Below are 13,849 nucleotides of genomic sequence, written 5' to 3' on the forward strand. Positions count from 1 at the left end.
GCCAAGTAACTTTCCCCTTTCATGTGAAAAATACGTCTACAGGCGGGGAACGCGTCGGAGTCAGAGCGTCAGTTCGTTACCGCATTCGAGACAGGTGAACTCGAAGCTTCCCGCCTCGGTCAGGTCCATCCCGTGGCCCGTCTCCTCGCCGCACTCGCCGCAGTGGAGGACGGATTCGAGACCGTCCCAGTCGTGTTTCGAATCGGGCGCGCCGAAGGCGAAGCCGACGACCGGTTCGTCGTTGGCCTCGTCGTTGTACCCCTCCTGATACTGGCCCGGCGGGAACCGAACGACCTCGCCCGCCCCGACGGTCTCCTGTTCGGTCACGTCGGTGCTCGGCTCGTCGGCCACGTCGAAGGTCGCCTCCCCGGACTGGACGTAGAACAGTTCCTCTTGGTCGTGGTGGGTGTGTAGCCCGCCCGAGAAGGATTCGCCGGGCTGGAGTTCGAAGTAGTTCATCGCGAAGTGTTCGGTCCCCAGCGCGTCCGAAACCGGCCGGCGGACGCTGTGGACGCCGAGCGGACTCCGTTCGATATCCACGTCGTCGATAGCGACTTTTCGCATACGTGGTGGCCTCCCGGAGACGGTATAAACGGTTTCCCCGACGGCGAAAATACCCCTGCCACCCCAAACGATTACCATATTGGACACGCTACACCGGATAGAGACGCCCCATGCGATATTTCGACCTCGTCCTGACCCCGGAACACGAGGGGATTCACCCCGTCGACGCCCAGTTGGCCGACATCGCTGGTGTCGAACGGGACTCGCTGCTCCATATCGATTCATTCGGGGACGGAACCGGCGTGTTGCTCTACCGCCTCGTCGGGACCAAGGACGCGGTCGTCGAGGTCATCGAGGAACACGAGGACGTCATCAGTTACGACCTCCTCGACGTCGAAGCCGAGGACACCTTCCACCTGTATCTCCACGTCCATCCCGGCGAACCCGCCGGCACCCTGATGGCGCTCTGCTACGAGTACGCGCTCATCATCGATACGCCCATCGAGTTCACCAATCGCGGCGGGGTTCTCGTCACCATCGTCGGCACCCACGACATGCTCCGGCAGGCGCTGAAGGCCGTCCCCGACCGCATCAGCATCTCCATCCAGCAGGTCGGCCAGTACTCGCCCGGTACCCGCGATATGCTGTCGATGCTGACCGACCGCCAGCGCGAGGTGTTCGAGACGGCCGTCGAGATGGGCTATTACGACATCCCGCGGCAGGTCAATCAGGGCGATCTCGCCGAACGGCTCGGCTGTGCGCCCTCCACCGTCGACGAACACCTCCGGAAGGCCGAATCGAAGATGCTGTCGGCGCTGCTCCGGAACACGGGCGCCGAAACCGACGAGAAACGCGCCTGACGTGACGATTCGGCGTCACGTCGTTCCGCAAAAGAGCCGGAGGAGGGATTTGGACCACGGTCGGAGCGGAGCACCGACCTGATTCAAATCCCCCAGTCTCTTCGTCTCACTGTGTTCGACAGAAGAGCCGGAGGAGGGATTTGAACCCTCGACCTAATCCTTACGAAGGATTCGCTCTGCCAGCTGAGCTACTCCGGCACTACATTCCAACGTGGGGGGATTATCGACATAAGGGTTGCGAACTCCGGGCGGCGGCGGGCGAAATTCCGCCTCCGGCGGGCCGACCGACGCCCCGAACTCGACTCCCTCAGAATCTATCGTTCCGCTGGTACATCCGGGCGCCCGCGATGGAGACGACGAGGGCGACGAGACCGACGAAGCCGAGAACCACCGTCACCGGCGAGTCGACGATGCTGGCCACCTCACCGACGGGCGCTTCCGTCCCGGGGGCCTCCGTCGCGTCCGATTCCGTCGACTCCTCCGAATCCGCCGCGTAGACCGCGTACAGCGAGAACCCGGGGACCGACGACGCGTAGACGAGTTCGCCGCCCTCGGTGTCGACGAGGGCGGGCCGATAGACCTCCCAGTCCCCGTCGGTGTAGTGGCCGAGGCGGACCGCCTCGGGGTCGGCCCCGACCGCGTCGAGTTCGGATTCGTTCAGCGTGAACCGGACCGTCGCCTCCGCATCGGAGAGGTTCTCCGGGACCGTGATCTCCATCACGGAGAGGAGGTCGCCCGGCGTCTCGGGGACGCCGTCAGGAAGTTCGGCCATCTCAGTGATAGCGACCCGCCCGTCGGCGCCCTCGACGAACGTGATACGCTCGACGGTGACGTTCTCGAAGGCGACGGCGGTGCCCGTTCGACCCGGCATCGTGTCGTCGATTCCTCGGGCGTCGAAGGCCACGGCACCCGCCGGCGGTTCGGCGTCGGCTTCGCCGTCCGACGTTTCGTTCCCGGCGTCGGCGACGACCACGGTACCGGCGGTAACGCCACCGACGCTGACCGCGCGTTCGCCGGCCGTCTCGAAGACGACCGTCGCCGAGACCATCCCCGATTCGCCCGCATCGAGCGCGACCGTCTCGGTCGCAATCGCGTCGCCGTCGACGAGGACGCTGACCTCGCGCTCGCCGGCTTCCTCGCCGTCGTTTTCGACGGTCGCGGTGACGTTCACCGACTCGCCAACGGTGAGTTCGGACGCCGACAACGCCGCATCGGTCACCGTGATGTTCGCGGCAGGTTCTTGGGTTTCCTCGTCCTCGGACGGTTGCGTGGGTGCGCCACCACCGCCCGCACCGCTGCCGCCACCGCTGCCACCGGTGCCGGCTCCACCGCCACCGCCGGAGCCGTCGTCACCATCGCCGTCATCGACGCTGTCACCGTCGCCGCCAGTGTTGCTGTCGTTTTTCGACCCGGAGACGTCCACACGGTCCGAAACCGCAATACCGTCGACTGTCGCCGAGAGGTCGATGTGCCCGGACTCGGTGTTCTCCGAGACGTTGAACGTAAAGGTCGCCACGCCGGCCTCGTCCGTCTCGGCCTCACGGTCGATGTCGTACTGGTCGCTCACCGCGTTGACGGCCACGCCGCTTCGAGTCGCCATCTCGCCGTCGGGAGCGTCCAGCGCCTCGACGGTGACCTCGACGGTGGATTCGTTCCCGGCGCTGATACTGTCGGGAGCGGCGGTCATCGTCGGTGGCACCGACGTGACGCCGGCTTCGAGGGTCGCATCGGCGACCGTCGCGTCGATGGAGATGTTGCCGCCGGCATCGGGCGTGAAGGTGAAGTTCGCGACGCCATCGTCGCCGGTCGTCGCCGTGCCGTCGTCGACCTCGAACCCATCGGCCGTCGCGGTGACATCGACGCCCTGCTGGGCGCCGTCGGCGCTCGTCTCGATGGTGACGCCGACCGCGGTTTCCTGACCGGCGGGCAGTCGACTCACGTTCGTGCCGATGTCGGCCGTCTCGACGGTCTCGGAGAGCTGCCGGCCGTCGACAGTCGTGCTGATGCCGATGGTCCCGACGGCATCGGCGTCAGCGAGGTTCAGCGTGACCGTCGCAGTCCCGTCCGAACCAGTCGTGACCGTCGTATCGACGCCGAGGGCGTCACTCGTAACGGAGACGTCCGCGCCCTCGACGGGCTGGCCGTCAGCATCGACGACCGTGGCCGTCACGGTCCGGCCGTCCGCGAGCGCGAGCGTGTCCCGGTCGACGCTGAGACCGGGGTCGCTGACCGCGGCGACCGCGTCGGTCGACTGGACGACCGGGACATCGCCCGCGTTCGTTTCGACGCTGAAGGACGCCGAATCGCCGGTCGCGGCATCGGTCGTATCGAACCGCAGGCCATCGCCGTCGGCCCCCTCGATGACGAGGCTGTCACCGGCGGCGGTCGGCGAGGCGTCCTCGGCGACCGAGACCACGATGGCGTTTTCGGTGGCCGAGACGTCCACCGACTCCGAGAGTGACCCGTTGACGGTCACCGTCTGTGTCGTGTCGAAGTCGATGCCGTCGGCGCCGTCCAGTGAGACGACGACCTCGCTTCCGGGCGCGATCTGGTGGCCCGTCGTGTCGTCGATGCGAACGCCGATGTCGGCGGTTCCGTTCGTCGCGGCGACGCCGGACTCCAACTGCGTGGTGTCGCCCTCGACGGTTATCTCGGGAGTGCCGACCGTCAGTACGTTCTCGGTCGGTGTTTCGACCGGCGCGAAGGCGCCGCTGTCGACGGGCGTGGTGACGACGGCCAGGTTGCTCTCGAAGTCGGCGGCCGCCGCGTCGGCCGGCCCCTCGAAGCCCGAGGTGTCGAACCGGACGTTCGAGAGCGTCACCGTCTCGCTGTCGTCGATATCGCGGTCGACCGCGACGACGATGCGGTTCTCCTCGACGGTCGCGGCCGCTTCCGAACCGAACAGGTCGTCGTCGGATTCGATAGCCGCGGTCGTCTCGGCGGTGGTATCGAACGAGAGGTTCTCACGCCGGTCGTCGGGAATCGCGACGGTGATGTTCTCGTCGCCGTCGTGGAGACCCGTCGTGTACGCGTCTTGCCCCGAAATCTCGACAGTAGCGCCGTCGGACGGCGCGCCATCGAGCCCACGCGGCACCGCCTGACTACTCGCGAACCGAACGGCGGGTCGGTCCGGCAGCAGTTCGTAGGTGTCGGACCGCCCGCTGATTTCCCACGTGACGTTCTCGATACTCGCGTTCGGGGGCACGTCAAACGTCACGTCGTCGAGTTGGATGACGGCGGCGTCTTCGCTGTTGCCGTCGAGTTCGTAGACCTCGACGCGGATTTCGGTCGGCGAGACGCCGCCGGTGGGGACGACCGCACGGCCGCTGGAGGAACTGACGTCGAAGTCCCCGTTGTTCCGGTCGTGGAACGTGATTCCCGACCCGTCCAACGAGAGCGTCGCCACGAACTGGGAGGGGAGTTCGTCCTCGTCGGCCCGGAGGACGAGACTGTCGGCGGGGTCGTTGGGCGTCCCCGTCGCAGCGCCGACCATCGTCTGGTTTTTAGCGCCGGCGGTGACTGCGGCGGAGAGACCACCGTTCTCGTCGGTCGCAGTCAGTTCGGCGTCGAAGGGTTCGACCCGCAGGTCGTGGGTCGCTTCCTCGCCGGCGACGGTCCACTGGAGGGTCGCGGTTTCGGCTGCAGCGGCGTCGAACCGGAGGTCGCGAATCTCGATGGCGACCGGGGCTGACGAGAGCGTAGCGTCGTTCACTTCGAAGGCGATGCGGTCGTTGCCGACGTGCGTGACGGTGACGCTGTCGTCGGCGGTGGTCCGCTCGTCGCCCGTCTCGCCGATGACGACCACCTCGAAGGCCTGTTCGTCGGCGAAGGAGACCTCGCTGTCGGGAACGCGCAGTTCGCCCTGAAAGTCGGCGGGGAGCGATTCGTTCGTGGCTTCGACGCGCAGCGTGTCGTCGTCGCTTTCGTCGCCGTCGGGGAGTTGGTCGTCGAACCCGGCGACGAGCGCGGAGGCGTTGCCCCCGGCCCCGTCGCTTGCCGTCAGGTCGTGCTGCTCTGCCGCCGCCGTCCCGGCGAAGGCGACGCCGCCCGCGAGGGCAGACAGCGCCACGAGACAGGCGAGCAGGAGGGCACGTAGTTCGTGTGTGCGTGCGTCGGTCATGGTCGGTTCGAGCCGCCGAGATGGCTCCGTCTTGACGAGGACCACCCACTATCCGACAAAAGGGGTTGTGACAAACCCGTCCAAACGACGGGGATAGCCGAGGATTATCAACAGCGAAGCGAGCGGTCGACCGGCCCCTATCGCCGGAGACGAACGTCGAGACAGACGTTGAGTTCGTGGGGTGCGTAGGAGCGGACCTCGTGTCTCGTTTCGACGGTCACCTCGTATTCGGGTTCGGCCGCTTCCCGAATCGCGCGTTCACCGGGGCCGAAGGGGTCCGATTCGTGCTGGATGTCGTAGAAGTGGAGCAGACAGTCGTCGCCGGCCAGTTCGACGGCCGTCTCGAGGAACTCGTCGGCGCTGTGCGGGAGATTCATCACGAGTCGGTCGGCCCAGTCGTCGTAGCCCGAGACTTCGCGGACGTCGCCGTGAATCGCCGTCACGCGCTCGGCGACGCCGTTCCGCTCGGCGTTCCGGCGCAGGTACTCGATGGCCGATTCGTTGAGGTCGACGCCGACGCAGTCGGCACCCCGTTTCGCGGCCGGAATCACGAAGGGGCCGACGCCGGCGAACATATCGAAGAAGTGCTCGTCCGCTTCGACCTGTTCGACGACCCGTCGCCGCTCGGTCGCCAGCCGTGGCGAGAAGTACATCTCGGCGATGTCGACCGCGAATTCACAGCCGTACTCGCGGTGGACCGTCTCGGTGCTGTCGCCGACCAGCAGGTCCCAATCGCGGATGCGGAGTTCGCCCTCGATGGGCGAGGCGCGGTTGACCACCGTCTCCAGCGGCAGGTCCGAGGCCGCGATGGCGTCAGCCATCTCCCGGGCCCGCTCGGCGTCGTCCTCGTCGATGATAGCGATCTCACCCAGTCGTTCGTAGGACGGTTCGAACCCGAGGATGTCGGCGGGAAGCGTCTGCGTCTCGCGGCGCTCGACGTCCCGGTCGACGACCTCGAACTCCGCGGCGATGGCTTCGAGGTCCGCCGACTCGTCCAGCGGGATGTAGATGTCGCCGTCGACGACCTCGATTTCGTGGGTGTCCGAGAGGGCATCCCGCTCGGCGATGCGCTTGCGGGCCGCCTCGCCGCGCTCTCGGGGGACGCGAACGCACGGAACAGTCATCGTCACCTCTCCGGCCGGCGCCGCGGTAAGGCTGACGATGCCGAGCGCCCGACGACGGCCCGGAACCGACCCCGGAGCGCGAGGCTTTTGCCGCCGCCACACCGAAGCCGTGTATGCTCACTTTCGTTGGTCTCGGCCTCTACGACGAACGCTCGATCACCATCGAGGGCCGGGAGGCCATCCGAGCGGCCGACCGCGTCTTCGCGGAGTTCTACACCAGCAAACTCGCGGGCGCGACCGTCGACGACGTCGAAGCCTACCACGACGTCGACATCGAGGTTCGGGACCGCGCGGGCGTCGAGCAGGACCCCGAACCCATCCTCGATGCCGCCGCCGAGGGCGACGTCGTCTTCCTCACCGCTGGCGATACCATGATATCGACGACGCACGTCGACCTCCGCTTGCGCGCCGACGAGCGCGACATCGACACCCGAATCGTCCACGGGACGACCGCCGAGGCCGCGGCGGCCTCGCTGACGGGCCTCCAGAACTACCGGTTCGGCAAGGCGACGACGCTGCCCTTCCCCTACGCCCACGGTGCCGACGGCGTCCCCGGCAGCGTCCTCGATACCATCGCGGACAACCGCGAACGCGGCCTCCATACGCTCGTCTATCTCGACATCAAGGTCGGTACGGGTCCGAAAGGCCCGGACCCGGACCACGAGGAGTACATGACCGGCGAGTACGCGGCCGAACTGCTCGCCGACGACCTCGATGCCGTCGGCGTCGTCGTGGCTCGCGCCGGCAGTCCGGACCCCATCGTCGCCGCCGACAGCCTCGACGCGCTGGCCGAGCGGTCCTTCGGCGAACCGCTGCATCTGCTCGTCATCCCCGGCGACCTCCACGTCATCGAACGCGACGCGCTCTCGGAACTCGCCGGCGCGCCCGCATCGGTGCTTCCGGACCCCGTTTAAACGGGCCCGAACTCAGTCGTCTCAGTCGTCGCTCAGACGCGCCGAGGCCGTATCGTCGGAGGCGTCCGGCAACAGGCCGAGTTCTTCTGCCGTGTCACGGTCCTCGCCGGTCGCCATGTAGGCGATGTCGTCGATGATGACGAGCAGTTCCGGCAACTCGCGGATGACGAACCACGCGATGGCGACCAGTGCCACGACCGAGAGCGTCTGGCTGATGATGCTTTCGGCGACGATATGGGAGACCAGATACGGGTCCGACTCGCCGAACAGCGCGAGGAGATAGGGACCGTAGGGGCCGTCGAACCACTGGTGGCCGAACGCGAGGCCGATGAACGTCGTCCGGATAATGTTGAGAACGTAGATGACCGGAACCGCCACGGCCAGCGCCCGGAGTTTCCGTCGGAGCGGCGCCTTCACCGCCGCGATGCAGCCGATGAAGATGGCCTGACTGCCGAGGGCGGTACACGCCATCACGATGTTGTAGACGATACCGGCGTGGTCGGGGGCCGGTGTCTCGAAGAAGAACGCCGCCTCGAAGCCGGCGTAGGCCTCCCGGCGGTCGGCGATGGGCTGGAGGGTCGGGTCGTAGCCCAGCAGGTCCATCAGGAGGGCCGTCTGGTTGGCGACGTGTTCGACCAACAGCTGGCGGACGAACGGCAGCGTCTCGGCCGGCAGGTAGACGAGTCCCATCACGGCGACCGCACGGGACAACACGAAAAGCGAGTCGCGACCGTCCGCGAGGAGGTAGCCGGCGTAGAGACAGGCGGGCACGCCGACCAGCGCCAACAGCGCCTCGACGATGCTGTTGGAGACGAAGAAGAAATGCGGCGCCAACAGAAGCCAGAAACCGGCGAAAAGCGTCCACGCCGCGCCGACGACGTAGCGTGCGGGCTCCGGATACCGTCGCTCGGCGAGGACACCGCCGCCGAACAGCGCCACGATGACCCACGCGAGCGGGTCCGTAACCGCCAACACGTCGACAGGGAGCATCTACCCGAGCGAAGGGGCGGCCGATTAAAATCCTTGTTGGCACATGTGCCACACACGGAATCGCGATACCCGCCGTGGTGAGCCGTTACCAGATAATCTCGTCGGCCCGGTGGTCCGTATCGTAGGCCGTGAGTCCTTCCCCCATGAGCCCGGTGGTGTGAAGGTCGTCGTACAGCGTCGAATGGGTGTAATCGACGAAGGTCACGGGCAGACGCAAGGTGCCGTTCTCCCGCACGGCACTCAGAAGTGCCGTGAAGGCGTGTTTGTGTCGGCTATCCCGGACGTAGCCGGCCGCCATCGGCACCGTCTGGTCCCACGGACCGACGGCCTGAAACGCCCCCATCGACCGGTAGACCAACTCCCAGCAGAACAGCCCCGTCGAATCGGCCTCCAGCAGCGATTCGAAGTCGACCGGGTCTTCGAAGGGGGCCCGGAGGTCCGCCGCCCCGAAGATGACGTTGTCCTCTACCGACCCCGCGACGTACCGCGGCACGTCGTAGTGGCCGTGTTCGCGAAAGCCCGTCATCATCCCCTCAACCAGCGCCTCGGTATCCGAGGGCTCCGTTTCGGCGAACGCCCCGACAATATTAGGGTCGGCCGTCCGGTCGTATCGCTCGCGAACCGCCGTCACAGCATCGGGACGCGCGTCGGCGGCCTCCATCCGCTCGAAGAACGCCGACGGCTGGCTGAACTCGAAGGTATAGTCCCCCGCGTGGAGGTCCCGAGCGTCGGCGAACAGCGCGGTCAACCGGCCATCGAGGCCGTACTCGGCGTCGAGTTCCCGTGCCTCGTCGTCGGTCGTCGACTCGAAGCCCAGCACCTGCCGGTCACCGTCGGCGTCCAATGCGACGCCCTCATCGACGATTCGGAGCCGCACGGACCCGAACGTCTCGTCGTAACTCGGACGGAGGTTACCGTCCGCGACCGCCGCGAGGTCCTGTTCTTTGAGGTTCGTCCCCATGCCGAGTTCGCCGTAGCCGAGTATCGTATTGTGGGCTGCCTTTGCCGCCCCGACCGCCGTGAGGGCGCCGCCGGCACCCATCAGGAACTGTCGCCGCGAGACGTCCTCGAGGTCTTCCGGAAGCCGGGACCCTCCGTCGTCGCTCATACCTCGCGGTCACCCCCGTCAGGGGCCGCCTCCGGCGCGCGGAGCGTGATTTCGTCGCCGGTCACCAAGTATAGCAGGTCTTCGGCGATATCGAGAATTTCCGGCACCCAGCGGGCGACCAGCCACGCGACGCCGATCAGCGCGAAGACGGCAAGCCCTTGCGAGAGAATCCGGTCGGCGACGAAAAACGACACGCGCCCCGGGTCGCTCAGCCCGAAGGCGAACATGACCGGGCCTTCGACCCACGCCTGATCGAACCACTGGTGGCCGTTCGCCAAGGCGATGAAGGCGTTCCGCCCGATATTGAGCACCCAGATGATGGCCACGGCCACGACCGTTCCCACGGCCTTCCGTCGGAGCGGCGCCTTCACCGCGGAGATGAGCCCGCCGAAAATCGCCATGCTCCCGATGCCGGTACACGCGAAGACGATGCGTGAGCCCCGGTCGGTCTCCGGGAAGTAGAACGTGTTCACGAACGTCGTCTCGCCGCTCGTGTCCTGAATGAGGCGAACGCCGTCCCCGTAGCCGAGAACCTCGATGAGGAACTCCGTCTGGGCGGCGACCGTCTCGATCAACACGCCCCGAGCCAGCACCGAGGTCTCGAAGGGCAGATAGATGAGCCCCATGAACGCGACGGCTCTGGACAGCAACAGCAGGGAGTCCCGACCCTGCAGGAGCTTCCAGCCCACGTACAGACAGCCCGGCACCGCCACGAGCACCAGCACCGACTCGACGATACTCCGGTGGATGAAGACGAAATACTGGATCAAGAGGAACCAGAAGACCGCAAAAAGACTCCACGCGCCGGCCGTCAGTTGGCGTGCAATTTCGCGGCGGCCCTGCCATTCGGCGACGACGCCGCCGAGGAACACCGCGATGACGACCCACGCGAGGACGTCGGTGATCGGAATGACCGACATCTCCGCCAGCGAAAGCGCAGGCTGTCTCATTACTTCGAGATACGTCACGACGAGTATATGTCTTGTCGTCGTGGGCGGGCCCGCGACACGACCGCCGGCAACGAAGCCGTGACTTCGTTCCTATCGAGGGTCGCGCCGCTGGGAGCGTAGCGCGCGAAAAATGAAAACCGCGACCGCAACCGCAAGGACCGGAAACGGAGTTCCGGTTAGTTAGAACGCGTTGCGACGGGCAGCGAGGAGCGCAGCACCGAGGAGCGCGATCAGGGCGATGACAGCGCCGAAGCCGGGCTGTTCTTCCTGAGGCGTCTCCGTGCCGGGCTCGTCCGTCTCGGGCGCGGCCGTCTCGGTACCGTCGGACGGCGTTGCCGTCTCGGTTTCCTCGGTTTCGACAGTCAGCGTCGCACTGCCACTGTCGTCAGCGGAGGCGACCTCGACGGTGACGTCACCGGAGAGATCGCTCGTGCTGATAGTCGAGGACATGTCGGTGGACTCGCCGGCAGCGAGGGAGACTTCCTGACTGTCAACCTCAGTGCCGTCGACCATGACGGAGACGGTCTGGTTGCCCTCGACGTCACCGGAGTTGGTGATCGTCGCGGACACGTCGACATCGTCGCCGGCCTGGACGGAGCTCGAACTCAGCGAGACGTTGGACACGTCGAAGGACGCGCCAGTCGCCTCACCGAAGACACCGGGCGTCTCGGCGTTGTCCTCGAAGGACTGCGAGCCGATGGTGGCCGTGAACTGCTGGCCGTCCTCGGCACCCGAGAAGTCGAACGTGGCGTTGAACGTGCCGTCTTCGTCAACACGCGTCACGCTGTTCTCGAAGACCGGAGCACCTTCGTCGCCTTCATTGCCTTCGACGAAGAGGGTCAGTTCCGTACCGGGCGCGACGGTCGTCTCGCCCGTGATTTCGGCGCCTTCGACGGCCTGGGCGGTGACGTTACCGCCGCGGGTGTCGAAGCTCGCCTCACGGTCAACCATCTCGTAGTCAGCGTAGTTCGTGACGTTGTCCACGTCACCACGGATGAACTGACTCTCGTAGTTGTCCGTGATTTGGAACGAGGTGTTGAACTGGTCGTCGGGTGTGGCGTGCAGGCCACTAGCGGTCACATCGTCGCCACCATCAACGCGGTCGAATCGAAGCCGGTCGGACTTGACCACGATGTAGTGGGTGTTGTTGTCCGTATCCGGAACGAAGGCGAACGAGTTGTTAGCAGCGGAGTCGTCCACGTTCAGCGCCTTGGGGTAACGGTTCTGCCGGGGGTTCTCCTGATCGATCGCTAGATCGAAGTAGCCGCTATCGAGCAGGGTCTGGACAGTAGTATCGCTACCACTCTCAGTCTCGAGGTAACCCTCAATGCCGCTGGCCTCAACCTCGTAGACGATGACATCGCCCATGCGACCGTTCGAACGGTCCGACGGGGCGATGGCGATTTCTTCGGATTCCGTCACCCAACCGTCGTTGAGACGGGTGAGCAGACGGTCCTTGGACTGCATCCGAGTGAACTCGTTCGACGGTGCCGTGTGGACGGTCAGACCGTCGTAGGAGCGCTCAGTGATGCGGAGGCGCGAGAGGTCCTGCGTCTCGTTATCACCAGCGGTGATTTCGAGATCGTAGGTGCCCTCCTCGATTGCGTAGTCGAACGTGTCGCGGGTAGATTCCTCGACAACGAGGTTACCCTTGGTTGCCTCGAAGGCATCCTCGATGTTGGAGCTATTATCCGAGGCGATGAAGGTATTCATCTCGACTGCGACCTCACCGTCGTCGTTGGGTTCGAGGACGAGCGTTGCGTTGTAGCCATCCTCGGCACCACCAACGTGGAGCGTAGTTGTGTCGAGCTCCTGAGTGGAGTACGTGATGTTCACGACATCGCCACGCGGTGCGGAGTACTGACTCTCGTCGAAGTTGGCGTCACCAGCGAGCTCTTCCGAGACCGTGATGCTCGCGTTATCCGACGCGGTCGTGTCGGTGACATCGAAGTCAAACGTGTAGTTACCAGTTTCGAGGTCGAAGGACAGTTCGTCCGAACTCGTGTTGAATTCGAGCTCGTCCGGATCGTTCGTGACGCCGGTGAACTGAGCCGTGTCGCTGTCAATCTGAGTGGCTTCCGGGAAGAGCTCTTCGAGTTCAGCGCCCGTGAAGCTGTCAGACGTTACGTTGAGGCTAAAGTCCGTCCGAGCGGAGTCGACTTCAACAGTCGAGTTGTCGCCCTTGTTGACCTCGTCGTCGGTGAACTCAGTCGTGATGGACTGAACCTGAACCACGACGTGGGGGTCGTCAGCAGTACTGCCTGCTTCGCCAGTAACGATACCGTCACTGTTCGTCAAGAGGGCGTGACGGTTACCATTGCTGTCGGTAGCCGTGATGACGTAGTCACCTTCCAGGTTGGACGTACTGAGGACCCGCTGTCCGTCATCGTTGAGACTGAATTCACGAACGGGGGAACCAATGGCAGCATCTAGGTCGCTTGCCGAGTTGTCCCACTCGTTAACCTGGAATTCAGAGTAGCCTTGGCCTTCAGCGTCGAAGAACAGACCCTGACCCTGCCAGCGCAGCGTGCCACCAGTTTGCCAGGTTGCGTCAGCGCCAGCCGTCTGGGCATTACCGACACTAAAGGAGGCCATGGAGCCACCGCCGACGCTAGTGGAACCTTCCTCACCCGCGAGGGCAGAGGCGTTCAACTGGTAGTCACCAGCAGCCGGATTCTGAACGTTATCGATTACAATCTCGTAGGTCGTACCGTCGTTGGCCCCACTGCCAATCGAATCGCTCGAGATACCGACGAAGACCCGATCATTGTAGCTCTGTGCGTTGTCAACAGTTTGTGTCGCTGACGTTCCGTCAGCCTGCTCACGAGTGACTGTGATGTCGCCCGATTGCACGCTGCTCGCGTCAAGGCCAGCGTCAACAGCAGCCTGCGTGAAGTTGACCTGGAAGCCGTCAACTTGCCCGTGGCTGCTAGACTCGACACTATCGAGTGTTACGTTAACTGTATACGTTGCTGTCTCGCCAGGACCGTTCGGACTCGGGTCCAAGGCGGTAGCCGAGGTATTACCGTCCGCTGCCGCAGCACTCCCCGCGAACGCCATGGTTCCTGCGAAGACCCACAGGACCATCAGCGCTGCAAGGAATACCGCACGCAGCTTGCTATTGTTGTCTGTCATAGTTGGTTTCGGTCTGCAATCGGCGACCGTACGTCGTAATCGGCAGGGCACTTCATTCCGCCCACACCGATACTCAGCACTGTCACCATGGGTAGGGGTACACCCAGAACAACTATTGGACACTATAAATGCTTTGTGGGGTTT

Annotated in this window: 9 protein-coding genes and 1 tRNA gene; 2 read left to right on the forward strand and 8 right to left on the reverse strand. The window is 65.0% G+C overall.

All coding sequences use genetic code 11. The features are described 5' to 3' along the window. Nucleotides 1-60: 60 nt before the first annotated feature. Nucleotides 61-564, reverse strand: a complete 504-nt coding sequence (locus tag U5914_RS02825) for a cupin domain-containing protein (RefSeq protein ID WP_336134003.1) — start codon at nt 562-564, stop codon at nt 61-63. 110 nt (nt 565-674) lie between these two features. Between U5914_RS02825 and U5914_RS02830 the strand changes: the two genes are divergently transcribed. Further along, complete coding sequence (locus U5914_RS02830; RefSeq protein WP_336134005.1) at nt 675-1,364, forward strand: helix-turn-helix domain-containing protein; 690 nt, start codon at nt 675-677, stop codon at nt 1,362-1,364. A gap of 125 nt (nt 1,365-1,489) precedes the next feature. Here U5914_RS02830 and U5914_RS02835 read toward each other — a convergent pair. The 3 genes from U5914_RS02835 to U5914_RS02845 form a co-directional block, all read right to left on the reverse strand. Next, nucleotides 1,490-1,562, reverse strand: a tRNA-Thr gene (locus U5914_RS02835). Nucleotides 1,563-1,671: 109 nt separating this feature from the next. Continuing rightward, entirely contained in the window at nt 1,672-5,484 is a 3,813-nt protein-coding gene (locus U5914_RS02840; RefSeq protein WP_336134007.1) for a PGF-pre-PGF domain-containing protein, read from the reverse strand. A 137-nt stretch (nt 5,485-5,621) separates the two neighbouring features. After that, nucleotides 5,622-6,608 carry a class I SAM-dependent methyltransferase gene (locus tag U5914_RS02845; protein ID WP_336134009.1) on the reverse strand — a complete coding sequence of 329 codons (987 nt, stop codon included), beginning with the start codon at nt 6,606-6,608 and terminating at the stop codon, nt 5,622-5,624. A gap of 113 nt (nt 6,609-6,721) precedes the next feature. On the opposite strand from U5914_RS02845, the gene dph5 reads away from it, so the two are divergent. Further along, nucleotides 6,722-7,522, forward strand: coding sequence for a diphthine synthase (gene dph5, locus U5914_RS02850; RefSeq protein WP_336134011.1), 801 nt, complete (start codon nt 6,722-6,724; stop codon nt 7,520-7,522). A 21-nt stretch (nt 7,523-7,543) separates the two neighbouring features. Here dph5 and artA (U5914_RS02855) read toward each other — a convergent pair whose 3' ends face one another. From artA (U5914_RS02855) to U5914_RS02870, 4 genes are all read right to left on the reverse strand, one after another. Then, the gene (artA, locus tag U5914_RS02855; protein ID WP_336134012.1) at nt 7,544-8,512 is read right to left on the reverse strand and encodes an archaeosortase A; all 969 of its coding nucleotides are present in this window, start codon (nt 8,510-8,512) and stop codon (nt 7,544-7,546) included. 85 nt (nt 8,513-8,597) lie between these two features. Beyond that, nucleotides 8,598-9,620: a hypothetical protein gene (locus U5914_RS02860; protein ID WP_336134013.1), complete on the reverse strand. Its 1,023-nt coding sequence runs from the start codon at nt 9,618-9,620 to the stop codon at nt 8,598-8,600. Continuing rightward, nucleotides 9,617-10,570, reverse strand: a complete 954-nt coding sequence (artA, locus tag U5914_RS02865; RefSeq protein WP_336134014.1) for an archaeosortase A — start codon at nt 10,568-10,570, stop codon at nt 9,617-9,619. Before artA (U5914_RS02865) ends, U5914_RS02860 begins: the two co-directional genes overlap by 4 nt. A gap of 180 nt (nt 10,571-10,750) precedes the next feature. Further along, a complete protein-coding gene (locus tag U5914_RS02870; RefSeq protein WP_336134015.1) occupies nt 10,751-13,705 on the reverse strand; it encodes a BGTF surface domain-containing protein in 2,955 nt (984 codons plus the stop codon). Between the last annotated feature and the right edge of the window lie 144 nt (nt 13,706-13,849).

It is taken from the genome of Natronomonas amylolytica (genome assembly GCF_037031205.1).
Classification (GTDB): domain Archaea; phylum Halobacteriota; class Halobacteria; order Halobacteriales; family Haloarculaceae; genus Natronomonas; species Natronomonas amylolytica.

What these genes read in the sequence shown, in the direction of transcription:
- dph5 (WP_336134011.1), top strand. Translation starts at nt 6,722, where the DNA reads ATGCTCACTTTCGTTGGTCTCGGCCTCTACGACGAACGCTCGATCACC.
- artA (WP_336134014.1), bottom strand. Translation starts at nt 10,570, where the DNA reads ATGAGACAGCCTGCGCTTTCGCTGGCGGAGATGTCGGTCATTCCGATC.
- artA (WP_336134012.1), bottom strand. Translation starts at nt 8,512, where the DNA reads ATGCTCCCTGTCGACGTGTTGGCGGTTACGGACCCGCTCGCGTGGGTC.
- U5914_RS02825 (WP_336134003.1), bottom strand. Translation starts at nt 564, where the DNA reads ATGCGAAAAGTCGCTATCGACGACGTGGATATCGAACGGAGTCCGCTC.
- U5914_RS02830 (WP_336134005.1), top strand. Translation starts at nt 675, where the DNA reads ATGCGATATTTCGACCTCGTCCTGACCCCGGAACACGAGGGGATTCAC.
- U5914_RS02840 (WP_336134007.1), bottom strand. Translation starts at nt 5,484, where the DNA reads ATGACCGACGCACGCACACACGAACTACGTGCCCTCCTGCTCGCCTGT.
- U5914_RS02870 (WP_336134015.1), bottom strand. Translation starts at nt 13,705, where the DNA reads ATGACAGACAACAATAGCAAGCTGCGTGCGGTATTCCTTGCAGCGCTG.
- U5914_RS02860 (WP_336134013.1), bottom strand. Translation starts at nt 9,620, where the DNA reads ATGAGCGACGACGGAGGGTCCCGGCTTCCGGAAGACCTCGAGGACGTC.
- U5914_RS02845 (WP_336134009.1), bottom strand. Translation starts at nt 6,608, where the DNA reads ATGACTGTTCCGTGCGTTCGCGTCCCCCGAGAGCGCGGCGAGGCGGCC.